Annotated in this window: 17 protein-coding genes, 3 pseudogenes and 1 riboswitch; of the genes and pseudogenes, 8 read left to right on the top strand and 12 right to left on the bottom strand. The window is 74.3% G+C overall.

What is annotated here, in order from left to right:
- Positions 1 to 66 precede the first annotated feature (66 nt).
- From OIM89_RS01505 to OIM89_RS01490, 4 genes and pseudogenes are all read right to left on the bottom strand, one after another.
- A complete protein-coding gene (locus OIM89_RS01505) occupies positions 67 to 1203 on the bottom strand; it encodes a PQQ-dependent sugar dehydrogenase (protein WP_030696917.1) in 1137 nt (378 codons plus the stop codon).
- A 208-nt stretch (positions 1204 to 1411) separates the two neighbouring features.
- Entirely contained in the window at positions 1412 to 1630 is a 219-nt protein-coding gene (locus OIM89_RS01500) for a hypothetical protein (protein ID WP_229359944.1), read from the bottom strand.
- 631 nt (positions 1631 to 2261) lie between these two features.
- Entirely contained in the window at positions 2262 to 2861 is a 600-nt protein-coding gene (locus tag OIM89_RS01495) for a TetR/AcrR family transcriptional regulator (protein WP_030696915.1), read from the bottom strand.
- A gap of 79 nt (positions 2862 to 2940) precedes the next feature.
- Positions 2941 to 3228, bottom strand: a pseudogene (locus tag OIM89_RS01490) (malate synthase A); the annotation flags it as partial.
- A gap of 215 nt (positions 3229 to 3443) precedes the next feature.
- Positions 3444 to 3569: riboswitch (cobalamin riboswitch) on the top strand.
- Between the two features lie 62 nt (positions 3570 to 3631).
- On the opposite strand from OIM89_RS01490, the gene OIM89_RS01485 reads away from it, so the two are divergent.
- From OIM89_RS01485 to OIM89_RS01475, 3 genes are all read left to right on the top strand, one after another.
- Positions 3632 to 4015: a hypothetical protein gene (locus OIM89_RS01485; RefSeq protein WP_047466743.1), complete on the top strand. Its 384-nt coding sequence runs from the start codon at positions 3632 to 3634 to the stop codon at positions 4013 to 4015.
- Complete coding sequence (locus OIM89_RS01480; protein ID WP_151167445.1) at positions 4012 to 4734, top strand: (2Fe-2S)-binding protein; 723 nt, start codon at positions 4012 to 4014, stop codon at positions 4732 to 4734. Before OIM89_RS01485 ends, OIM89_RS01480 begins: the two co-directional genes overlap by 4 nt.
- Positions 4735 to 4878: 144 nt before the next feature.
- On the top strand, positions 4879 to 7107 hold the full coding sequence (locus tag OIM89_RS01475; protein WP_264490899.1) for a protein kinase domain-containing protein: 2229 nt from the start codon (positions 4879 to 4881) through the stop codon (positions 7105 to 7107).
- A 22-nt stretch (positions 7108 to 7129) separates the two neighbouring features.
- On the opposite strand, the gene zwf is transcribed toward OIM89_RS01475, so the two are convergent.
- Together zwf and OIM89_RS01465 are read right to left on the bottom strand one after the other, a co-directional pair.
- Positions 7130 to 8557 carry a glucose-6-phosphate dehydrogenase gene (gene zwf, locus OIM89_RS01470; protein WP_264490898.1) on the bottom strand — a complete coding sequence of 476 codons (1428 nt, stop codon included), beginning with the start codon at positions 8555 to 8557 and terminating at the stop codon, positions 7130 to 7132.
- A 55-nt stretch (positions 8558 to 8612) separates the two neighbouring features.
- The gene (locus tag OIM89_RS01465; protein WP_151170341.1) at positions 8613 to 10025 is read right to left on the bottom strand and encodes a sugar porter family MFS transporter; all 1413 of its coding nucleotides are present in this window, start codon (positions 10023 to 10025) and stop codon (positions 8613 to 8615) included.
- Positions 10026 to 10774: 749 nt separating this feature from the next.
- Between OIM89_RS01465 and OIM89_RS01455 the strand changes: the two genes are divergently transcribed.
- Positions 10775 to 11920 (top strand): peptidase C39 family protein, encoded by a 1146-nt coding sequence (locus tag OIM89_RS01455; protein WP_372588007.1) that lies wholly within the window; start codon positions 10775 to 10777, stop codon positions 11918 to 11920.
- 163 nt (positions 11921 to 12083) lie between these two features.
- Positions 12084 to 13352 (top strand): MFS transporter, encoded by a 1269-nt coding sequence (locus OIM89_RS01450; RefSeq protein ID WP_217467043.1) that lies wholly within the window; start codon positions 12084 to 12086, stop codon positions 13350 to 13352.
- Between the two features lie 28 nt (positions 13353 to 13380).
- On the opposite strand, the gene OIM89_RS01445 is transcribed toward OIM89_RS01450, so the two are convergent.
- Both OIM89_RS01445 and OIM89_RS01440 read right to left on the bottom strand, forming a co-directional pair.
- Positions 13381 to 14079: an HAD family hydrolase gene (locus OIM89_RS01445; RefSeq protein ID WP_217467044.1), complete on the bottom strand. Its 699-nt coding sequence runs from the start codon at positions 14077 to 14079 to the stop codon at positions 13381 to 13383.
- 37 nt (positions 14080 to 14116) lie between these two features.
- Positions 14117 to 14584 (bottom strand): Lrp/AsnC family transcriptional regulator, encoded by a 468-nt coding sequence (locus OIM89_RS01440; RefSeq protein ID WP_030696906.1) that lies wholly within the window; start codon positions 14582 to 14584, stop codon positions 14117 to 14119.
- A 301-nt stretch (positions 14585 to 14885) separates the two neighbouring features.
- Here OIM89_RS01440 and OIM89_RS01435 point away from each other — a divergent pair, with 301 nt between their 5' ends.
- A complete protein-coding gene (locus tag OIM89_RS01435) occupies positions 14886 to 16388 on the top strand; it encodes an FUSC family protein (protein ID WP_264490897.1) in 1503 nt (500 codons plus the stop codon).
- Positions 16389 to 16401: 13 nt separating this feature from the next.
- Here the strand turns inward: OIM89_RS01435 and OIM89_RS01430 are convergent, their stop codons facing one another.
- The gene (locus OIM89_RS01430) at positions 16402 to 17037 is read right to left on the bottom strand and encodes a DUF1345 domain-containing protein (protein ID WP_030696904.1); all 636 of its coding nucleotides are present in this window, start codon (positions 17035 to 17037) and stop codon (positions 16402 to 16404) included.
- A gap of 146 nt (positions 17038 to 17183) precedes the next feature.
- On the opposite strand from OIM89_RS01430, the gene OIM89_RS01425 reads away from it, so the two are divergent.
- Both OIM89_RS01425 and OIM89_RS01420 read left to right on the top strand, forming a co-directional pair.
- Positions 17184 to 17627 carry a hypothetical protein gene (locus tag OIM89_RS01425; RefSeq protein ID WP_151167436.1) on the top strand — a complete coding sequence of 148 codons (444 nt, stop codon included), beginning with the start codon at positions 17184 to 17186 and terminating at the stop codon, positions 17625 to 17627.
- 274 nt (positions 17628 to 17901) lie between these two features.
- Positions 17902 to 19507: pseudogene (locus tag OIM89_RS01420) on the top strand (FUSC family protein).
- 25 nt (positions 19508 to 19532) lie between these two features.
- On the opposite strand, the gene OIM89_RS01415 reads toward OIM89_RS01420, so the two are convergent.
- The 3 genes and pseudogenes from OIM89_RS01415 to OIM89_RS01405 all read right to left on the bottom strand — a co-directional run bounded on the left by OIM89_RS01415 (position 19533) and on the right by OIM89_RS01405 (position 23181).
- Positions 19533 to 21905, bottom strand: a complete 2373-nt coding sequence (locus tag OIM89_RS01415; protein ID WP_264490896.1) for an FdhF/YdeP family oxidoreductase — start codon at positions 21903 to 21905, stop codon at positions 19533 to 19535.
- A 150-nt stretch (positions 21906 to 22055) separates the two neighbouring features.
- Positions 22056 to 22711, bottom strand: a pseudogene (locus OIM89_RS01410) (hypothetical protein).
- Positions 22708 to 23181 carry an Hsp20/alpha crystallin family protein gene (locus OIM89_RS01405; RefSeq protein ID WP_257381652.1) on the bottom strand — a complete coding sequence of 158 codons (474 nt, stop codon included), beginning with the start codon at positions 23179 to 23181 and terminating at the stop codon, positions 22708 to 22710. The pseudogene OIM89_RS01410 and the gene OIM89_RS01405 overlap by 4 nt, the downstream one beginning before the upstream one ends.
- Positions 23182 to 23243 lie beyond the last annotated feature (62 nt).

The following is a 23243-nucleotide window of genomic DNA, read 5'->3' as shown; positions in this document are numbered from 1 at the left end:
CGGCAGGGACCGGCGGGAAAGCTCTTCCCTCCGGTCCCCGCCGGGCAGTCGCCGGGCCGCTCGGTCCTACGCGGGGTCGATGCGCTGGATCTCGCCGCCGATGTTGAGGACGTACAGCTCACCGTCGCCGGACTCGGCGAACGAGATGACCTCGCCGCCGCTGACGCCGAGGTCGCCCTCGCCGGTCACCTCGCCGTTCTCGATCTGCAGGGTGCGGATCGTTCCGTCGCAGTAGTCGCTGAACACGTACTGCCCCTGGAGTTCCGGCAGCGCCTCGCCACGGTAGACGTAGCCACCGGTCACCGAGCAGCCGAGGCCGCTGCGGTCGTACTCGTGGACCGGCGGGACGTGGTTGGCGGGCTCGGTGCCGCCCCGGAAGGGGTGGTTGCCCTCCATCGAGGACCAGCCGTAGTTCTCGCCGCCCGTGCTGCCGGCCGGGGCCCAGTCGATCTCCTCCCAGTCGCTCTGCCCGACATCGCCGATCAGCAGGTCGCCCGTGCCCTTGTCGAAGGAGAACCGCCAGGGGTTGCGGAGTCCGTACGCCCAGATCTCGTCCCGGGCCTCCGGGTCGTCCACGAAGGGGTTGTCGGCCGGGATCGCGTACGGGTCGCCGCCGCTCGGGTCGATCCGCAGGATCTTGCCGAGCAGGGTGTCCAGGTTCTGTCCGTTGCCGTGCGGGTCGCCGCCCGAACCGCCGTCGCCCAGCGCGATGTAGAGGTAGCCGTCGGGGCCGAAGGTGATGGCCCCGCCGTTGTGGTTGGAGTACGGCTGTTCCTGGGTGAGGACGGTGCGCCGGCTGTCGGGCTGGACGGCGCCGTCCTCCACGGCGAACTCCTCGACGGTGCTGGTGCCTTCGAGGTCGGTGTACGAGAGGTAGAAGTGCGCGAGGCTCTCGTCGAACGCGATGCCCAGCAGGCCGCGTTCGCCGTCCGTCGTGGTCTGGTCGGAGATGTCGAGCACCGGGTCGCTCAGGCCTTCACCGTCCAGGACCCGTACGGTGCCCGCGCGTTCCGCGATCCACACGGTGTCGTCCGGACCGGCGGCGCCGGCGGTCGGGTTCTGTGCCTTGGCCACATCCGTGAGGGTGACCGCGTCCGGCTGGACCGGTGTGTCGGGCTCGTCGGCCGATGCCGTGGCCAGGGCCACGGATGCGACGAGGCAGAGGGTGCCGATGACGGCGGAGCATCTGGTGCGAACGTTCACCGTGGCCTCCTGGAGGCGGCGACATGGGGGGAGTTCACCTGGCTGCTCGGGTGGAGCTGCGTGCGTGGGGCCCGAGCCAGTACGCAACCGGGTGGGGGATCGGTGGGTCACTGGCCACGGTTGAGGATAGGGGGACGGAGGGGTTTGGCCTAGACCATCGGCACCGTCAACTGTCGCCCCGCAGGGTGCGCCAGGGGCCGGGCCGGAGTTACCCGGCGGTCTCCGGGGCCTGTGCCAGGGCCGCGGATTCCAGCATGGCGCCGATCGTCTCGGGGCTCAGGGTGGCCAGGTGGGGGAAGAGGCCGCTGGAGCGCAGGGCGATGACGCCGGCCAGGCAGGAGACCAGTACCTCGGCACGGGCGTCCGGGTCCTCGGCCCCCTCCCCGGCCAGCCGGGCGGCGAGCGGGGCGACCAGGCGGGCCCGCATCTCCTCGGCCGCGGAGGCGCGCGCCTCGGGGGCGCCTCGCCGGTCGGCCCGGTCGAGGGCGTAGGCGGTGAACGAGGCCAGGTCGGCGGGTTCCGGGGAGGCCGCCCCCTCGCGGCTCTCCTCGGTGACGGCGGACCGGTACGGGGCGGCCTTGCTGCCGAAGTACCGGGCGACCAGCGAGCCGTCCGCCCCGGCGCGCTCGCCGATGTCCCGCCAGCGTCACCGCCTCGTAGCCGTGCCGGCCGAACAGTTCGCGCGCGGCTTCCAGCAGCGCGGCCCGGCTGGCGTCCGCGTCGCGCTTCCTGCCCCGCGAGGGGCCCGAGGGTGCGGCCAATGGCTGGTCCGTTCCGTTCCGGCTCGCGGTTCAGTGCCGGTGATCGCGCCGGGCGATACCCGACGGGACCTCGGCCGTCCGTGCCCGCGGTGCGGGATGCCGGGTCACGACCGGCTCCGCCGCCGCGGAGGCGGAGCGGCGACCGGGCGGCAGTACGACGGCCACGACGTGGGAGTTCTGCCTGGGCGCCGTTGCCGTCAATGGATGTCATCGACCAATGACATTGGCTCCCGGATGGGGAGTGCGGGCCGGCCGGGCCGCCGGGGTGGCGCTCGCCCGGCGCTCGCCCGCCCGCGGCTACCGCCGGGTCTCGGGGTGGAGTGCCGGGGCGGTGTCGGACAGGGCGTGGACGGCCGTCGTCACCTGGGTGGTGACGGCCTCGGGCGTGGAGGCGTCGAGTTTGCCGTCGAGGTGGAGGAAGGCGAGGCCGTGGACGAGCGCCCAGACCGTGGTGGACAGGGCCTCCGTGTCGGCCCCCGGGAAGGTGGTGCGGACGACGGAGCGGACGTACTCGTGGATGGCGTTGGTCGCGGCGACCCGTTCCTCGCTGGTCGGGTCGCAGGGCTCGGCGAACATCGCGCGGAACAGGGCCGGGTGGTCCAGTGCGAACCGCACGTACGCGACGGCGACCGCGGCCAGTTCGTCGGGGGTCGAGGGAGCGGGGTGGGCCTGGGCCAGGTGCTCGGCGAGTTCGCGGTAGCCCTCGGCCGCGACGGCGGAGACCAGCGCCTCGCGGTCCGCGTAGTGGCGGTAGGGCGCCGTCGCCGACACCCCAGCGCGCCGGGCGACCGCGCGCAGGGAGAGGCCGGCGCCGCCGTCCTCCTCCAGGAGTTCGCGCGCGGCCCGCAGGCAGGCGGCGCGCAGGTCGCCGTGGTGGTAGGCGTTGGTCCTGGCCATGGGTCGTCCTTATGGGTGCAGAGTTCACATTCCCTTCGTGATGTGAACGATGTGTACATCGTAGTCGGTCGGTGCGGCGGGCGGCGTCGAGCAGGGTGAGCTGGCCGCTGATGATGTGGGCCCAGGTGGGGCGGGGGTGGTGCCGTCCTCGAAGACCGCCACCCGGACGTTGGCCCCGGAGGCCAGGGCCCGCACGGCGGTGCGGCGGTCAGGCGGGCCGACGGATCTCCCCGCTCCGGTCCTCCGTGCCCGGAGCAGTGCCCTGCCGGGGGCCGGTGAAGGTCGCGGTCAGCCGGCCCCCGAAGTCGCGGGCGGCCGGCGTGAGGATCTCGTCGTGACGGGCACCGGGTGCTGCGAGAACGGGCATCCGCTGGTCGCGGTCGGCCAGTTGGGCGCCGGTTGATCAGCTGCCGGGGTGGCGATACGGAGACTGGCGCTGACGCTGAGTCCATCAATTAGTGACGGCTGCCAACTCGTGCCCATCTTCCCGGCCGTTTCCGCCAAGGTCGCGAAGGCCGGGGGCCCTGGCGGACGGTCTGCCGCGCCGGATGGAAGGATGGCCCGGCAAACAGGCGACGGCGGACGAGGAAGCCGGTGGAAATCCGGCGCGGTCCCGCCACTGTGATCGGCGAGCACGTTCCGCAGATGCCACTGCCCTGCCGGGTGGGAAGGCGCGGAGCGGGCGGCGAGCCGAGAGCCAGGAGACTCACGCGGTCGCCTCCTCGACGGTTGACCGGGGCGGATCTCCCCGGAGAGAGGAACGATGCCGCGTGCCCGCCGACATCGCCCCCGTCCCACCCGGCCGCGAGCCGGTGCCCTGCCGCGTCGTCGTCTGCCGGGACTGCTGCTGCGGCACCCCCAAGATCACCGGGGTCGACCACGCCGCCCAGACCGCGCGCCTGCGCGCCCTGGTGCCGGTCCGGGTCTCCGCATGCCTCGACGTGTGCGAGCAGGCCAACGTCATCGTGGTCCAGCCCTCGGCCGAGGGGCGGGCCGCCGGTGCCCGGCCGGTCTGGTTCGGGCTGGTCAACGACCTGGACGCCACGGAGGACATAGCCGCCTGGGCCCGCGCCGGCGGCCCCGGCGTCGCTCCGCTGCCGGACATCCTCGACCTTTACATCGTCACGCCCCCGCGACGGCGTACGCCGTCGTGACCGGACCACGTGCCGTACGCCTGCCCGACGCCGCCCGCGCCCCGGCCGGAGCCGTGGCCGACGCCCTCTCCGAGGTGGCCCGCCTCGGCGGCTTCTTCGTGGTGCGCGTGGGCGGCCCCGACCGGGGCTGGCAGCCGCTCGCCCGTTCCTCGGCGAGCATCACCGACCTTGCCGAGGCGGTCGCGCGCCGCCACCGCACCGACGAGCCGCGCGTCGGTGTCTCCATCGCCCAGCTCGGTCACGCCGCCCGGCTCTGGTCGCCCGTCCTCGCCACCGCCGTCCGGCACGGGATCGTGCTCGACCTCGACGGCCTCCAGCGGGCCGACGACGGACCGGCGCTGCGGCTGCCGAGGGCGGCCGGCTGGTACGCCGACGCGCTGGGCGACCTCGCCGCACCCGCCCTGTACGCGCAGGTGACGCGGCAACTCCGGGCGCTGGCCGAGGGCCTGCGGGTCAAGGTCGCCCCGCGCCTGCTGGACGGGAACTCCGCCTCGGCCCTGGTGGAGGCGGCCCGCGCCCTGCTGGCCGCCGACCCCGCCGCACGCGAGGCCCTCACCGCCCTCACCGGGCGCCTGCTGGACACCGGGCACCTGCGGGGCACCGGTGCGACGACCGGCCCCGGCCTCGGCTTCCGCCGCCGCAGCTGCTGCCTGTACTACCGCGCGCCGAACGGGACGAAGTGCGGCGACTGCGGGCTTGCGGGGACGGGCGTGCCCTGACCTCCACCGCTCGGCGAGAGGGCCGGGAGCCGGCCCCGCCCCACCCGCGTTGCCCGCGGGGATCGCGCTCCGGCTAGTTTGGGGCGAGATAGGTACGCGGCCCCGTGGTGGCAGAGATGCCCGGGGGAGGGGAGTTCCGGAAGAGTGTCGCTGCGCGGAAGTGACCCGGCCGAGATCGGTGGCTATCCGCTCGAGGCGCGGCTCGGGTCGGGGGGAATGGGCACGGTCTTCCTGGCCCGGACGAGCTCGGGGCGGCCCGTCGCGATCAAGCTGATCCACCAGCAGTTCGCGGGGGACGAGGAGTTCCGCATCCGCTTCCGGCAGGAGGTGGCCGCGGCGCGGCGGGTCAGCGGCGCGTTCACCGCCGCCGTGGTCGACGCCGCCCCCGAGGCCGAGCAGCCCTGGATGGCGACGACGTACATCGAGGGGGCGACCCTCGCCGAGCACATCGCCGCTGCCGGACCACTGGACGGCGTGGAGCTGCGGAGGCTGGCCATCGGGCTGGCGGAGGCGCTGCGTGACATCCACCGCGTCGGTGTCGTCCACCGCGACCTGAAGCCCTCCAACGTCGTGCTCTCGGCCGAGGGCCCGCGCGTCATCGACTTCGGCATCTCGCGCGCCGCCGACCAGCAGACCCTGACGATGACGGGCCGGGTCATCGGGACGCCGCCCTTCATGTCGCCGGAGCAGTTGCAGGCGCCGCGCGGGGTGGGGCCCGCCTCCGACATCTTCTCGCTGGGGACGCTGCTGGTGTACGCGGCCACCGGCAGCGGGCCCTTCGACGCGGACAGCCCGTACATGACGGCGTACCAGGTGGTGCACGAGGAGCCCTCGCTGGGGGCCGTGCCCGAGGCGCTGCGTACGGTCGTCGGGTCGTGCCTGGACAAGGAACCGGCGGGCCGTCCCTCCGCCGACGACCTCCTCGTCCTCCTGCGGGACCTGCCGGCGGACCTCGGCGGGGCCGGACCCACCGGGACGCGGGCGGGGCGTACCCGCGACGTGATCACCCAGCACCACGACGCGCTGCCCACCCCGGTGCCCACCGCCGTGGCCGAAGCCGGCACGGCCGACACCGGCACCTCCGTCGGCCGCCGGCTGCGGAACCGGTGGCGGCCCGTCTTCGCGGCGGCGGTCGCGGTGGCGGCCATCGCCGGCGGCGTGGCCGCGCTCCAGTCCGGCGACCGGGCCGGGGGAGACGGCGGCGACAAGGCCGGGAACGTGGCCGAGCCGGGCGCCTCGCTGCCCGAGGGCTTCACACCGTGGCACAAGACCGTGGCGGGCGGCCGCGCGGACATCCCCGACGAACTGCGGTGCGTCGCACGGGGCGAGGCGCTCTTCTGCGGGGGCGGCGGCGTCGTCGCGGCCCGCGTCGACGCCCGCGACGGCTCGCGCGCGTGGACGGCGAAGAGCCCGGGCGTCCCCGTACACGGCGCCTCCCTGGTCGGGGCCACCGACGACACGGTGGTCGGCTACCGCTTCGCCGCCGAGGACGCCCCCCAGGACCCCCAGAGCGAGGTCGTCGCCCTCGACGCCGAGAGCGGCCGCGAGCTGTGGTCCGCACCGACCGGCGCCCAGTCCACGGCGGTCACCGGCCGGAACCAGGACGCCGTCGTGTCCGGCTCCGCCGTCCTCATGGTCGACGCGGCCAACTCCCGCCTGGAGGCCCGGAACGCGCGCAGCGGCGAGGTCACCTGGGCGACACCGTTCCCCTCGGGGACGCGCTGCGCCCCCGTCCTGGCCGGGAGCCGCCCCCTCGCGATGTGCGCCCCCGACGCGGAACTCGCCGAGTCGAAGGTGAGCAACCCCGTCGTGCACCCGCTCGACCGGGCCTCCGGGAAGCTGGGCCGGCCCGTCGCCGTCAAGGGCCCGGCCGTCGTGGCGGGCGACGCGGACGGCGCACTCGTCCTCCTCCAGGAGCACTGGGAGGGCCCGGCCATCACCGGCTACGACGGGATCGCGCGCGTAGACCCGGCCTCCCACGAGGTCGCGTACGCCCGTCTCAAGGACACGTACGCGGGGACGCCCGGGATGGCCGGTGGCGTCGTCCACGTGAGCGGGGCGACCGGGCGGATCACCGCGCTCGACCCCGTGACCGGCCGCGAGAAGTGGGCGCGGCAGACGGCGGTGGAGGGCGCCTCCGGGCCCACCGCCGGGGAAGGGGCGCTCTACTTCAGCTCGCCCACCGGGCGGGTCGTGGCGCTGGACCCGGAGAACGGGAAGATCCTGTGGTCCACGGACCCGCAGGCCGACGGGCTCACCGGCGAGCAGGGCGCGAGCCCCCGCGTGACCCTCGCCGGGCGGGCGGTGGTCGTGGCCGCCGACAACAACACCCTCTTCGCCTTCGACGCGCGGAACCCGCCGAAGCCGGGCTGACGCGCCCCGGGAGGCACGCGCCTCACTCGTCGCCGAAGAGGCGCGGGGAGGGCTGGTGCCACTGCCGCAGGCCGGGGAGGCGGGCTGCCTCGGCCGGGCCCCAGCTCCCGGGAGCGTAGGGGAGCGGGGGCTCGGGCGGGTCCAGGACCGGGTCGACGATCCGCCAGGACTCCATGATGGTCGGGAAGAAGGCGAAGTACTCGGCGTTGCCCACCGTGGCGCCGAGCAGGACCGCCTCGTAGGGCAGTTGCTGGCGGCCGAGCACCCGCTCGAAGTCGATGCCGACGGGAACCGTCACCGGGGTGCCGTCGGCGTCCGGCTTGCGGAGCATCAGCTCCGCGCGGATGCCGGTGTCGCCGTCGACGCGGAAGCGGATGATGTTGGCGGGCGTGCCGCCGCTCTTCGCGCCGAAGAGCTCCAGCGGCGGCTTGCGCAGTTCGACGACGACCTCGGTGGCGGTGACGGCGAGCGCCTTCCCGCTGCGCAGGTAGAAGGGGACGCCCGACCAGCGCCAGTTGTCGACGAAGAGGCGGGTCGCGACGTACGTCTCCGTGGTGGAGCCGGGGGCCACCCCCTCGATCTCCCGGTACCCCTCGTACTGGCCGCGCACCGTGTTGGCGGGGTCCATGGTGCGGGTGGCGCGCAGCACCCGCCACTTCTCCAGCCCCAGCGCGGAGGTGTCGTCGGCGCCCGGCGGCTCCATCGCCAGGTAGGTGAGGATCTCCAGCATGTGGTTCTGCACCACGTCGCGTACACAGCCGACCGGGTCGTAGAACGAGCCCCGGTCGGCGACCCCGAAACTCTCGGCCAGGGTGATCTGGACGTTGTCCACGTAGTCGCGGTGCCAGATGGGGGCGAGCAGCGTGTTGGCGAAGCGGCCCACCATCAGTCCCTCGACCGCCTCGGAGCCGAGGAAGTGGTCCACCCGCAGCAGGTGCGCGCTGTCGAAGTACCGGCTCAGCTCGTCCTGGAGCTCCCGCGCCGAGGCCGAGTCGTGCCCGAACGGCTTCTCCACGACGAGGCGCGCCTCGCGGTTGAGTCCGGCCCGCGCCAGCGCGGCGGCCACCGTGGTGAACAGGGCGGGCGGAACGGCCAGGTAGTACGTGACGAAGCCGAACCCGTCCACCGCCGTGCGGAGCCTGGTGAAGGTGGCGTCCTCCGTGATGTCCCCGGAGACCATGGAGAGCCGGCCCGCCAGCCGGTCGAGGACCGCGGGGTCCGCGTCCGGGACGGCCTCCACGACGGCCTGCCGCGCGTGCGCCCGCAGCGCCGCGTCGTCCCACCCGGTGGAGGCGACGCCGACGACCGGCACGGTGAGGTCGCCCCGCGCGGTCAGGTGGTAGAGGGCGGGCAGCAGCATCTTGCGCGCCAGGTCACCGGTGATCCCGAACAGCACCAGGGCATCGGCCCGTTCCAGGTCGAACGGGGTGTACTGGGTGTCTTCTCGCATCGGGGCTCTTCCTTCCACTGTCCGGCCGGCAAGATGTGCCCGTACGCCGCGGCCGCTACTGCCGCGACCTGAAGCGCTGGTGGAGGGCCCGGTCGATCTCGTCGGCGTCGCGGCCCTTGGTCTCCGGGAGGTACCTGGCGACGAAGAGGAAGGCGAGGACGCAGATCGCGGCGAAGATCCAGAAGGTCTCGCCCTGGCCGAGCGCGGCGGCCAGGGGGAGGAACGTCAGGCTGACCGCGAAGTTCGACACCCAGTTGACGGCGGTGGAGACGCTGGAGCCCTCGGCGCGCACGGAGGGCGGGAAGATCTCGCCGATCAGGGTCCAGAACACCGGCCCCAGACCGCCGGCGTAGGCCGCGATGTACACCACCATGAAGAGCAGCGTCAGCCCCGAGCCCAGCTCCACGACGAACGACAGGCCCAGCAGGAAGACCGAGACCGCCATCAGGGCGAGCGAGACCAGCACCATGGGACGCCGCCCGGCCCGGTCGACCAGGCGGAGCGCCACCAGGGTCATCACCAGGTTGATCACGCCGATGCAGACCGAGTACAGGATCGAGTTGGACGAGCTGAGACCGGTCTGTTCGATGATGGTGGGGGCGTAGTAGATGATCGTGTTGATCCCGCCCAGCTGCTGGACGGCCGCGAGGGTCAGGCCGATGACCAGGGCCGGGCGGACGTCCGGCGCCAGCAGCTTCTCGCGGCCGGCGCTCTTCTCGCGGTCCGCCCGCTGCCCCGCCGCCCGCCGCTGCGCGCGGCGGACGATCTCGTCGGCCGCGTCCTTCCCGATCAGCGCCGTGATGCCCCGGTGCGCCACCTCGGGCCGCCCGTGGGTGATGAGCCACTGCGGCGACTCCGGCAGCAGCCAGAGCGTGGCGGCGACCAGCAGCGCGGCGGGGACCGCGCCCACCGCGAACATCGCCCGCCACTGCTCACTGGCGGAGAACGCGAGGTTGACGAGGTAGGCGACGAGGATGCCCACGGTGATCATCAGCTGGTTGAGGGTGAGCAGCCGTCCGCGGATCGCCGGGGGCGAGATCTCCGAGAGGTAGACCGGCACCGTCGCCGACGCGGCGCCCACCGAGAGTCCCAGCACGATCCGGCCGGTCAGCAGCATGAGGAAGCCGTCGGCGAAGGTGACGACCGCCGTCCCGCCCAGGAAGACCAGACCGACCAGGCCGAGGGTCCGGCGCCGGCCGATCCGGTCGGCCAGTTTTCCGCTCAGCATGGAGCCGACGACCGCCCCGATCAGCAGCACACTGACGACGCTGCTCTGCTGGAGGGAGCTGAGGGCGAAGTCCTCCCTGATGAAGAGCAGCGCGCCGGAGATGACACCGGTGTCGAAGCCGAAGAGGAACCCGCCCAGCGCGATGGCGGCGGCCCACAGGGTGATCTTCCGGGCCGCCCGCTTCGGCACCTCCTCGAGGGGGCCGTGCGTACCGGGTTCCCGGGAGAAGCCCTGTGCCATGTCCCGTCCCTCGCTCGTCGGCTCGGACACGCCCTTGGGTTGCATCCTGACCACAGAAGCAGCGCGGGGGAAAGCGGGGTGGCCGGATCGGGCTAACGCCGACGGCGTCGTGGCCGGACGCCCTCCGCCCGCCCCTCGCCGAGGGCCCTCACAGGCCAGGGCCCTGCTCCCGGCACCGGGGCCGACAGGCTTCGGCCGCATGGCCGGTCCGTCCCCCGCGGAGGCGAGCCCCGGGATGTGGCGGCGCGAGGAGGGCACCGAGGTGCGCCGGGCCGTGGCCCTCCCGGAGCAGGCGCCCTTCGCGATCCTCTCCGAGTCCCAGGTCCCCCGCGCCCCACGGAGTGGTCCCCGCACGCCCACCCGCGCCACGAACTGGTCTGGGTACGCGGAGGGACGCTGACCTCCCGGGTGGCCGACCGTATCTTCACCGTCCGAGGGGCACGGGCTCTGGATGCCCGCCGGAACGGTGCACGGCGGCCGGGCGACGGCCGGGGCGCAGTTCCACGACGCCTTCTTCGCCCCGGAGCGCACCCCGCTCGGGTTCCGGGAACCGGTGGCGATCACCATGACGCCGCTGCTCGAATCGCTCCTGACCCACCTGGCCCGTACCGACCTGGAGGCGGCGGCCAGGGCGCGGGCGGAGGCCGTCGTCTTCGACGTGCTCCAGCCCTCGGAGCACCAGTTCGCGCTGCAACTGCCCGGCGACCCGCGCATCGACCCGATCGCCGAGGCCCTGCTCGACGATCCCGGTGACGGCCGCTCGCTGGAGGAGTGGGCGCGTCAGCTGGGGACCAGCGACCGCACCGTCACGCGCGCCTTCCGCCAGGCGACCGGTCTCTCCTTCGCCCGGTGGCGCCAGCTCCTCCGCGCCCACCAGGCGCTGCTGCTCCTCTCCGCGGGCCACGAGGGGCGCCGTCCGCAACCCGCTCGCCGAACCGGGCGTCCTCGGCATCACCGCCGGCGCCGGGCTGGGCGCCGCCGCCGTCGTCACCTCGGGCCTGCCCGGCGGACGCCCGGTGCTCATCGTCGTGGCGGTCGCGGCGGGGCTCGCCACCTTCGCGGTGATCGCCCTGCTGGCCTGGCGCGGTGGCGTCGAAGCCGTCGTGGCCCACGCCCGCTGCCAGAAACTCGCCCAGGTCGAGGGGGAGGGGTGGACGGCCACTCCGGAGCAGGCCGCCGCGGCCGGCTTCACCCCACTGTGCCCTCCCGGCACGCGGGAGCAGGCCGGGCCGGAGACCGGCTACGTGCGCCGGCTGCACGACGGCGCCGTGGCCGAACCCCCGTACTACGGCCAGACCACCCCCTTCACCTGCGGCGCCGTCACCGCCCTGGTGGCCCAGGCCCACGCGGGGGCGCTGGAGCCGGCGGCGCTCGACCGGCGGGCCGAGCTGACGCTCTGGCGCGAGGCCACCAACTTCCCCGTCTGCGAACCGGTCGGACTGGGCGTCGCCGTGCGGCGCGCCCGGCCCGCCTGCCCCGTCGCGGTCCACCTCGACACCGACGGGCCCGTCCTCGTCGACCACCACCCGCAGAGCGAACAGGAGTGGCGCGCCGACCTCCAGCGCATGTCCCGCGAGGACGCCGCCCGCACCGGCGTCCCCGTCGACCCGCGCCCCCTGACCGCCGGCGAGATCCGCGAGGCCGTCGGGCGGGGCGAGCGCGTGCTGCTCCTCGTCTCGCTCGTCAGGATGCAGGGGTTCGACGTGCCCCACCGGGTGCTCTGCCACGGTGCCGTACCGGGCGCCCTGGTCATCGAGGACCCGTGGACCGGCGCCGAACGGGGGGAGAGCTGGGTCGACGCCCACCTCCTGCCCGTCGCCGACGCCGAACTCGACGCGATGTCCGCCTTCTCCGCCGACGGCCTCCACGGCGCCGTGATCCTCGGCCGCCCCTGACGGAGCGGCCGCCCCTCCGGCGCGTCAGCTGACGGGCCGGAGGGGCCACGTACGGGGGACCGGCCGCGTGTTCCCCGGCGGGCCGGGCCCCGCCGGGGCCAAGATCTGCTCGGCGTCCCCGGGCGGGCCGGAGTCCGCCACCCGGCACCGAGGAGGGCGGCCCATGCGCACGGAGAAGGCGGCGGGGTGGCGTACGGCGGTCGCCTCGGCCCTCGGCCTCGCCTGCGGGCCCAGCGTGCTCGCGGTGATGAGCTTCGGGATGTTCATCGCCCCGCTCCACCAGGAGTTCGGGTGGCCGGTGCCCGCGATCGGCGTCGGCGCGTCCCTGCTGAGCCTCACCATCGTCGTCGTCTCGCCCGTGCAGGGGATGCTCGTCGACCGGTTCGGCGGGCGCCGGGTGATCCTGTGCAGTGCCCCGCTCTTCGCGCTCTCCCTGGCCGCGATGGCCCGGCTCCCCGACAGCCTGCCCCTGTTCTACCTGGGCTGGGTGCTGATCCCGCTCTGCGGTACGGGCCTGTGGCCGGTCTCCTACCTCCGTGTCACCGCGGGCTGGTTCGACCGCAGGCTGGGCCTGGCCCTGGGGATCGCCAACTCCGGCATCGGCGTCGGGACCGTCCTCGTCCCCGTTCTCACCGGGGCGCTGATCGGCGCCTTCGGCTGGCGGACCGCCTTCCTCGGACTGGCGGCGGTCGCCCTGGCGGCCTTCCCGGCCGCCCTCTTCCTCCTGGCCGAACCGGGCCCGCGCGCGGCCCGCGTGGAGAGGGACGGCGACACCCTGCGCACCGCCGCCACCCGCCGCCCCTTCTGGCTCGTCCTCGCCGCCTTCCTGCTGCTCGGCGCGGTCGGCACCGGCATCATCGTCCACCAGATCCCGCTGCTGCTCGACGCGGGAATCGCCCCGAGCACCGCGAACCTGGTGCCGGTCGCCCTCGGCATCGCCCTGGTCGCGGCCAGGATCGTGACCGGCTGGCTGCTGGACCGCTTCACGGTGGCCCGGGTCATGACGGTGCACCTCCTCGGCGGGGTCGTGGCGGTGCTGCTCTTCGCCTCGGGGCCCGGCGTCCCGGCGGCCCTGGTGGCGGCGGCGCTGGCCGGGATGCTGATCGGCGCCGAGTTCGACGTCCTCAGCTACCTGGTGCCCCGCTACTTCGGGCGCCGCGCCTTCGGCCGGATCTACGGCGTAGCCTTCTCCGTCTTCCAGATCGGCGGCGCGGTGGCCGCCACCGCCGTCGGCGTCAGCCGCGAGAGCCACGGCTCCTACACCCCGGCGATGCTCGCCCTGGCCGCCGCCTGCCTGATCTGCGCCGCCCTCTTCCAGGGGCTCGGCCCCTACCGGTACGAGGCGACGGAGGCCGCCCGGGACCTCCTCCCGGAGCCCGCGCACCCCACGACCCGCAAGCCCGGGGACGCCCCGTCCGCGCCGGGACGGTGAAAGCGGCCAGCCGCCCCCGCGCCGTGGCTCAGGCCGGGACCCGCATGATCCAGTCGTACGTCTCCGCCGCGCGGAACGACGGCTGGCCCTCGGGGAAGAGGAGGCCCGCAGCCGAGAAGACCGGGTCGTCGGCGGCGGGCGGGACCGAGGGCACCGCGACGCAGCGCATCCGGGCCGCCAGGGCCGCCGCCACGCCCGGTTCCGCGTCCTCGATCACCACGCAGTCCACGGGGGCCGCGCCCAGGCGCCGGGCCGCCTCCAGGAAGACGTCCGGGGCGGGCTTGCCGCGGGGCACCTCCTCGGCGGAGACGGCGGGGCCGAGCAGGTCGTCGAGGCCGGTACCGGTGAGGACGGCGGTGATCGCGGAGTTGGAGGAGCCCGAGGCGACCGCCATCGGCACCCCGGCCCGGTGCAGCCGCTCCACCAGCAGCGCCATCTGCTCGAAGACCGGCGTGCCGGCCCGGGCCAGCGTGAGGTAGCGGTCGTCCAGCTCCTCCACCAGCGCGTCCAGGGAGGCGGTGAGCGCGTACCGGCGCCGCCAGTCGGCGAGCGTCTCCCGGGTGCTGACCCCGATGTACCGCTCGTGGTCGGCCCAGGTGAAGCCGGCCACGCCGTGCTCCTCCAGGAGGGCCCGGCCCGCCTCGAAATAGTTCGGCTCGCTGTCCACCAGCGTGCCGTCCAGATCGAAGACGACCGCCGGGAGTGCGGCCTCGGTCACGTTCGCCATGGCCCCAGCATGGCAGAAAGGGCCCGGACCGCCCGGCTCACCTGCGGGCGACCGAGGCCACCAGCGGCAGCACCCGGTGCGCCACCCGCTCCCGCAGGGCCACCTCGGTACGGGTCCGTACCACCCCCGGGAGGTTGATGAGCTGCTGGATGACGTCCTCCAGGTGGCCGTTGTCCCGGGCCGCGACCCGGGTGAGCAGGTCGCCGCCGCCGGTGATCGAGAACGCCTCGATGATCTCCGGCACCGCCGCCAGCGCGTCCCCCACCTCGTCGAGATGGCCCTGCGTCACCTCGATGTGCACGAAGGCGAGCACCGGGTGGCCCAGCGCCGCGGGCGAGAGCGACGGCCCGGTCCCGGTGATGACCCCGTCCCGCTCCATCCGGTCCAGCCGGGCCTGGAGGGTGCCCCGGGCCACGCCGAGCAGCCGCGCGTACTCCCGCACGCTGGTGCGGGGTTGCTCCAGCAGGAGCGTCAGGATGCGGGTGTCCAGCTCGTCGACCGCCATGGTCCGTTGGCCTCCTCCTGGTACGGCTGCACTGCCCGAGACTGTACCAATGGCCCACTCCTTTGGGCTCCGGTTGAGCCACTGCCCGCCAGGATGCTTCTCTAGGTGTCCTACTGGCGCCGCAGCGTGCCGGGACGGCGAGGAAGCCGGCCCGGACCAGCGGCGCCTTTTCGATGCCGCGAGGGGCGCCCGGGCGCCGCGCTACGGACAGGGGTGGACGCACACGGTGGAGCAGCGGAAGAACGGCGTGGGCCGGGGGACGGGCAGGGGGCTGGACGCGCCGCGACCTCCGAGGACGCGGATGATCAGGAAGTTCGTCGCCCCCGACCCCGGGCTGGCGCGGCTGCGCAGCGCGGCCCGGGCGGTGCTCGGCATCGGACTGGCGGCGACCGTCTCGGGAACGGCCGGGCAGTCGCTGACCATGGCCGTGGCCGGCGGGCTCGCCGCCCTCCTCGCCCTGTTCACCGTCACCGACGCGACCGTGCGCGGCCAGGTCCTCACCACCGCCCTGCTGCCCGCCGCCGGCTTCCCCGTCCTCGCGCTGGCGGTCCTGCTCCACGACCGGCCGCTCCCGCGCGACCTCGCCTTCCTCGCCGTGGTCGGCGTCGGCGTGTACGCCCGCAGGTGGGGCCCGCGCGGCAACGCCCTGGGCATCTTCGCCTTCATGAGCTTCTTCCTGGCCCAGTTCCTGCACGCGGTCCCCGCCCAGCTGCCCCAGCTCGGCGCCGCCGTCGTCCTGGCCCTGCTCACCTCGTCCGCCGTCCGCTTCGGCCTCTGGTGCTACGAGCGGCGCCTGCCCGAGCCCAGGCCCGCCCCCGCGCCGCTCGGCGGGCGCGGACTCGCCCGCCCCACCACCCGGCAGGCCGTGCAGGCCACCGCGGCGAGCGCGATCGCGCTCGCCGCCGGGCAGGCGCTCTCCGACGAGCGCTGGTACTGGGCCGTCGGCACGGTCTGGTGGATCTTCGTCAACACCGCCTCGCGCGGTGAGACGCTGATCCGGGGCTTCCGGCGGGTCCTCGGCACCGCCGCGGGTGTCGTGGCCGGCCTCGGCGTCGCGATTCCGCTGCACGGCGACCCCGTCGCGGCCGCCGCCCTGGTGGCCCTCTGTGTCGGCGGGATCTTCTACGTGGCCGCAGTCTCCTACAGCTGGATGATCTTCTTCGTCACCGTCCTGGTCGGCGTCCTCTACGGCACGCTCGGCACCGTCGACCCCGGCCTGCTGGCACTGCGCCTGGCGGAGACCTTCGCGGGTGCCGTCGGCGCCGCCCTGGCCGTCCTCCTCGTCCTGCCCGTGACCACGCACGCGACCACCGACGCCTGGGTCCGGCGGGCACTGCGCTGCGTCCACCTCTGTGCCGTCGAGGCGGCCGGCCGCCTCGCGGGCTCCCCGGGCGCCGACCCCGCCCCGCGCGTCGCCGAACTGGAAGCGCTCCTGGAGCGCGTACGCGTCTCCGTCGCCCCGCTCGTCCATCCGCTGAGCCCGCTCGGCCACCGCAAGGCCCGGGCCCGCCGGGTGCTCGCCCTCCTTGACGCCTGCGCCCACGAGGTACGCGGTCTCGCCGCCGTCGCCGCCGACCCGGAGGGCTCGCGCACCGACCGCCTCACCGTGGCCTGCGCGCGGGTGGCGGCCGCCGTGCAGGCCCTCATCGCCGACGGCACCACCCGGGCCGAACCGCTCCGCTCACCGGCCCACCCGCCCGCCGACGAGCCGGCCCTCACCCACCTGCACGGCCTGGAGCGGGCCCTCGCGGAACTGGCGGAACCGCTCCGGGGGACCCGCCGCCCGGCTCTCGCCGCCAGGTGACGGCCGGCCCCGGTCACCCGCCGACGATGCCGATGACCAGGTTGATGGCGGTGGCCAGGATGCCGGTCCCGAAGACGTACGACAGCAGGCAGTGCCGGAGCACCACCGAGCGGATGGTGGGGTCGGAGACGTTGGTGTCGGAGACCTGGTAGGTCATGCCCAGGTTGTAGCTGAAGTAGAGGAAGTCGCGGTACGTCGGGGGCCGCTCCTGATTGAAGTCGATGCCGCCCTGCTTGCCCAGGTAGTACAGGTATCCGTAGCGGGTGGCGTACATCAGGTGGACCGCCGCCCAGGCCATGAAGACGCCGCCGAGCGCGGTGGCCGCGGCGGCGTGGCCCCGGGCGGTGTTGCCGATGAGCAGCAGGATGACGATGCCGACCAGTCCGCACAGGGCGGTGGCCACCACGGCCAGTTCCTCCACGAGCGGGCGGAAGTCCTCCCGCCGCGCGTTGTGATGGGTGGCGGGCGCGTCCATCCGCCACAGCACCGCCCAGCCCGCCAGCACGAAGACCGCCTCTGTTGCGCCGATCGCCGCCAGCACGGCCAGCACCGGGTCGACGAGCAGGCCGACCACCACGCCCGCCACCGCCCCGACGGCGATCGACACGGCAAGCCTCAGAACAGCGGGCAGCGGCAGCACGACACTCATGGCGGCAAGATAGTCGAGAACGCTGCAAAGTCGGACAGAAGGGGCGCGCGGCTCTGCTGAACGGCGGTCACCCCGTCCCGGCGCCGCCTCCGCTACGCTCCGCCCGGCACCTCCGCGCGTGCGCGGGGCGACGAGGAGGGCGGGGGATGGGCAGAATCCAGGAGCTGTGGGCCGCCGGGGAGATGCCGTTCGGCGACGCCCTGTACCGGCCGGACGATACGGCACTGGCGCTGCGGGTGGAGGGCCCCGGCGCCTACCACCCGGACGCCGGCCAACCCGCCCCCTTCCGCGTCGGAGGCCCGGTCGACGTGGCCCGGATCATCGAGGAGGACGGCACGCTGGAGGCCGGCCCCTGCTTCGAACGCCCGCTGCCGGACGGGTCCGGGCGGATCACCGGCGGAGGCGGCGGCATGGGGAACATCGGTCATCTGGCCCGGATCGCCCAGGACGGCACCCTGTGCTGGGTCGCCGTCATGTACCTCTCCAACCCGTTCGTCGCCGTGCGCTTCGAGGGGAGCCGCGCCGTCTTCACCGACGACTGGCGCAACCTCCTCACCCTCGACCTCGCCGCCCCGCCCTTGGCGCCCTGACGCCTCAGGAAAGGTCCGGGACCCCCGGGACCCCGGGCAGGCTCTCCGGCGCCCCCGCCACGTCGGCGTGGCGGGCCACCTCGGTCAGCGCGCGGGCCATCGCCGAACCCGGTTCACGGGCGGTTACCACCAGGCCCACCGGGACTGCCCGCACCGGCTCGACCAGCGGCAGGGCGCGCGTGCCGTCGCCTCCTGCTGATCCGGCCCGGACCCACCGGCGCCCCCGTCCCCGGCGCGACCTAACCAGCAGCGATTCAGGTGGTATACAGCGGATATGCGTCGTTCGCGCACCTCCCAGCCCGCGGCGGCCACGGCCGGACGGCGGCGCTCGGTGGCACGGGTGCTCTCGCCCCGTGGCGCCTTCACCCTGCACCAGGTGGACGGCGCCTTCACCTTCGCCCTGCGCGCGGCGCTCGCCATGGCGCTGGCCGCCCTCCCGCTGGTGGTCGCCGGCCGCCCCGAGGACGCCGTCTACGGCATGCTCGGCGCCTTCACCACCACCTTCGGCCGCAACCTCCCCTACCCCCGGCGGGCCCGCGCCCTCGCCCTGGTGGCCCTGGCCATGACGGCCTGCGTGGCGGGCGGTTCGGCGCTCGCCGCCTGGGCCCAGCCGAGGGAACAGACCGGCGGCGCCGCCGTGGTGATCGCGGGGACCGCCCTGGTGGCGGGGGCCGCCAAGTTCGTCTGCGACGCGACACGGCTGCGGGGACTCGGCGCGGTCCTCCTCCTCTTCGCCTTCGCGGTCGCCGCCAACAGCACCCCCGCCTATGCGGACATCCCCCGGTACACCGTGCTGACGGTGCTCGGCGCGGCCGCCGCCTGGGTGCTGGCCGTCCTCGGGGTGCTGGTCCACCCGGACCGGCCGCAGCGCCTGGCGGTCGCCGCCGCCCTGCGCGCCCTCGCCGCCCTGCGCGAGACCCCCCTCTCCCGGGACAGGGAGGGCGCCGCCCGCACCCATGCCACCGCCGCCGTGCTGCGCGCGTACCAGTCGGTGGGCCTGGGACCGCCGGCCCCGGCCGACCCGGAGGGCCGCGGCGGGGCCTGCGCCCGCCTCACCGACCTCTCCTGGTCGCTGCTGATCGGTTCAGGACTCCGCCGGGAGAACACCCCGGTGGGCCTCGCCCACCTGTTGCGCGCGCAGGCCCGCGTCCTCGCCGACCGGCGCCGCCGCACCGCCGTCCTGCTGCCGGAACTGGCCCGCCTCGACGCGGCCGCGCCGACCGGCGCCGGTGCCCCCTCCCCGGCCCGCCGGGCGCGCGGCCGGTTCACCGAACTGCGCGCCGCCCAGCTGGCCGTGGGGCCGGGCCCCGGAGACCTCCGGGACCGCCTGCGCGTCCTGGTCGTCCCCGCGCTGCGGATGGTGCTCGGCACCGGACTGGCCGGCGGGATCGCGCTCGCTCTCGATCTCGGGCACGGCTACTGGGCGGCCATCTCCGCCGCCGCCGTCCTGCACTCCGTCAACGTCCGGACCGCCTCCCAGCGGGCCGTCCAGCGGGCCGTCGGCACCACGGCCGGCCTGGTGATCGCCTTCGGCGTGCTGGCGGCCGGCCCCACGGCCCGCACACTGATCCTGGTGATCGTGGTGCTGGAGTTCCTCCTGGAGTACGTGGTCGCCCGCAACTACGGACTGGGCATCGTCTTCCTGACCCCGCTCGCCCTGCTGCTCAGCGACCTCGCCGGCCCGGAACCCGCCGGTGCCCTCGTCCTGGACCGGGCGGCGGGCAGCGCCATCGGCATCGCCGTCGGGCTGGCCTGCGCCCTGCTGGTCGTCCACGACCGACGCGGCGGCGGGCGAGCTCCTGCCCGCCGAACTCGACCCGGCCGCTCTGGCCGCCGCCGAACAGCGCGCGTACCTGCTCCTGGAACGCCTCGCCCGTTAGGTGCTCCAGGAGCCACGACGGCCCGTCAGGAGGCGGGCAGCACCATCGGCGGGGCGGGCACGCCGCTGGGCGTGACCTTGACCCGGACGTTCTTCATCAGCGGCTGGTCGCTCTGAGTGCTGTAGTCGGCCTTGCCGATGAGCACGTTCATCTCCGGCATGTACCCGGCCGCGCACCCCCGGGGGATGTCGTAGGCGAGCGCCCGGTACTCGTTCAGGGTGCGGATGCTGCCGTCCTTGGAGGTGGCCGCGATGTCGACCAGGCCGCCCGGGGAGATGCCGCGGGCCCGCATGTCGGCGGCGTTCATGAGGATCAGGGTGCGCAGGTTCTTGATGCCCCGGTACCGGTCGTCGTCGGAGTAGATCGTGGTGTTCCACTGGTCGTGCGAGCGCATCGTCTGGAGGATCAGCACCTCCTCGTCCTCGGGCACCACGTCCGGCAGCGGCGCGGCCGAGAACTCGGCCCGCTGCGACGGCGTGAAGAAGACCAGCTCCCGGGCCGGCTGCTTGATGCGGAAACCCAGCGGCAGCCGCACCCGCCGGTTGAAGTCCTCGAAGCCGTCCAGCGCCACCGACATGGTGTCCCGGATGCGGTCGTAGTCCTCGGTGTACTCCTCCCAGGGCGTGGCGCTGTCGGGCAGCGTCGCCCGCGCCATCCCGGCGATGATGGCCGGCTCCGAGAGCAGGTGCGGGGAGGCCGGGCGCTTCATGCCGACCGACAGGTGCACCATGCTCATCGAGTCCTCGACCGAGGTCGACTGGAGCCCCCGGCGCTGATGGTCCTTCTCGGTGCGCCCCAGGCACGGCAGGATCAGCGCCTTCTTGCCGTGGACGACATGGCTCCGGTTCAGCTTGGTGCTGACCTGCACGGTCAGCTCGCACGTGCGCATGCCCTCCGAGGTGTACGGGGTGTCGGGCGCCGCCATCACGAAGTTGCAGCCCATGCCGACGAAGACCTTGACCTTGCCCTCGTGCATCGCCGCGATGGTGCCCACGGTGTCGAGGCCGTGCTCGCGCGGCGGGTCGATGCCGCACGCCTCGGTGAGCATGTCCAGGAACTCCGGCTCCGGCCGGTGGTCGATGCCGCAGGTGCGGTTGCCCTGGACGTTGCTGTGCCCGCGCACGGGGGAGGGGCCAGCGCCCTCGCGGCCCAGGTTCCCGCGCAGCAGCAGTACGTTGACGATCTCCCGGACCGTGTCCACCCCGTGCTCGTGCTGGGAGACGCCCAGACACCAGCTGATGAGGGTGCGATCGGCCCGCGAGTAGACCTGGGCCGCCTTCAGGATGTCCCGGCGGCTGAGCCCCGACTGCCGCTCCAGCTGCTTCCACGGCGTCGCCTCGCACAGCGTCCGGTACTCCTCGAAGCCGTGCGTGTGGCGGTCGATGAAGACCCGGTCCAGGGCGTTCGGGTCGGTCGCCGACTCCTCGATCACCGCCTTGGCCATCCCGCGCAGCAGCGCCATGTCGCCGCCGGCCCGCACCTGGAGGTTGAGGGTGCTGGTGCGGGTCGACTTGAAGAGAGCCATGTCCAGGAAGTCGTGCGGCACGATGGTCCGGGTGGCGGCCGCCTCCACCAGCGGGTTGACGTGCACGATCTGCGCGCCCCGGTCGTACGCCCCGGCCAGCGCGGTCAGCATGCGCGGGGCGTTGGAGGCGGCGTTGACGCCCATGATGAAGAGCGCGTCGGCCGACTCCCAGTCCGCCAGGTCGGCCGTGCCCTTGCCGGTGCCGAGGGCCGCGGTCAGGGCCCGCCCCGAGGCCTCGTGGCACATGTTGGAGCAGTCGGGGAGGTTGTTGGTGCCGAACTCGCGGGCCCACAGCTGGTACAGGAAGGTCGCCTCGTTGCCGAGCCGGCCCGAGGTGTAGAAGGACGCCTCGTTCGGGTCGTCCAGGGCGCGCAGCTCCCGGCCGACCAGCTCGAAGGCGGCCTTCCAGGTGATCGGCTCGTAGTGGTCGGTCTCCGGGTTGTAGACCATCGGCTCGGTGAGCCGGCCGGTGTCCTCCAGCGCGAAGTCGGTCCAGGTGGCCAGCTCGGAGACGGAGTGCCTGGCGAACAGCTCGCGCCCCGCCCGCTTGGGCGTCATCTCCCAGGTGACGTGCTTGATGCCGTTCTCGCAGATGTCGAGCTTGAGGCCCTTGGTGTCGTCCGGCCACGCGCAGCCCGGGCAGTCGAAACCGCCGTTCTCGTGGTTCATCTTGAAGATGGCGCGCGGGCCGTCGACGAAGGCGTGCTCCTTCGCCAGGACGTGCGTGACGCTCTTCGCCGCGACCCAGCCTGCCGCCGGGTGGTGGTAGTGGCGCTGTACGGGGGTCCCCTCGTCGGCGGGCCCCTCCCCGCCCTCGGGCGGTGGGGCGTCCGCGCCGCCGGGAGGGCTCTGGCCTGCTTCCGCCGTGGTCATCCTGATCAGCCCTTCGTCCGGTCGCCCGACGGCGTGTTCCCCGGCCGGGCCGCGACCGGCACGCTACCGCCGCCGCGCGGGCTTCCGGCGGCCCCGCGCGGGACGCCACCCGACTGGACGGAGCACCCCGCCACCCGCACGGAGGGAGCGCTACCGGCCCCTCTCCGCCGCATGGTGGAAGGCCGTGCTCGGCGACCGCCGCTCCCCGGGGTGCGGGGGCTGACGCCGCAGCTCCGGCAGCAGCCGCCCCAGGTCGTGCAGGAGCATGTCCGCGAGGTCGCGGGTGAAGCCGTTGCGGCAGACGATCCGCAGCACGGAGAGGTCCTGACGGTGCGGCGGGCAGGTGTACGCGGGCACCAGCCATCCGCTCTCGCGCAGCCGCCGCGACACGTCGAAGACGTCGTACGCCCGCACGTCCGCCCCCGTGGTGAAGGCGAAGGCCGGCAGCTGGTCGCCCCGGGTCAGAGGTCGGCGAGGATCGCCACGCAGCGGCGCTCGATCTCCGCGGTGCGCGGGTACTCGTCCTTGTCGATGAGGTTCTTGTCGCGGCACTGCGCCATCACCGCCGCGCCCTCGGGCTCCATCCAGGTGGTCACGAAGGTCGCCAGGTTCTGCCGCGCGTTCCCGTCGAGCATCACTTCGTCGTGGATGATCCGCCGGGCCACTTCCGGCGGCAGCGCGTGGGTGCTGAGCCTGCTGGCCGGCGGTACCGACAGCATCGCGGCGGCCGGGCCGGCCGCCAGGTGGAACGGGTTGAGGGACAGCCGCGCGCCGTTCCCGGACGCCTCCCCGTCCGCCGCGCTCATCCGCCGGCCGCCGTACCGACGGCAACGGGGCGCGTCGCGTGCTCCCCCGACTTGGTGAGCCGGACGGTCAGCACGCCGTCCACCAGGTCGGCGCGGACCTGGTCGTGTTCGGCGTCGCCGGGCACCCGGACACCGAAGGAGAAGGTGCCGATCCGCCGGCCCAGCGCGTTCTGGGCGGAGGACTCGTCGAGCGTCCCGGAGATGTACAGCTCGCGGCCGTCCATCTCGACCCTCACGCACTCCCGGGGGATGCCCGGCAGCTCGGCGCGGACGAGGTACGCGTCGCCGCCGTCGGTCTCCTCCACGGTCGGCATCCAGTGCCGCGCCGCCGGCTCACCGCCCCGCTCGACTCGGTCGGCCGGCTGCCTCAACTCCCCGCACAGGCGGCCCAGTTCCCGGCTCGGGTCCTTCTCCGGCCACCAGGAACCCCGTGCTGCCCCGGACCGCCCGGTGGACGCGGAACGGCTCATCCCCTGACTCCCTCTGTCGACCGGCACCCGGAGCCGAGGCGGCCGCACGCCGGTGTTGGTCC

The sequence above is a fragment of the Streptomyces sp. BI87 genome (assembly GCF_025957665.1).
Lineage (GTDB): Bacteria > Actinomycetota > Actinomycetes > Streptomycetales > Streptomycetaceae > Streptomyces > Streptomyces albidoflavus.
This window is presented reverse-complemented; position numbering and strand designations above follow the sequence as displayed.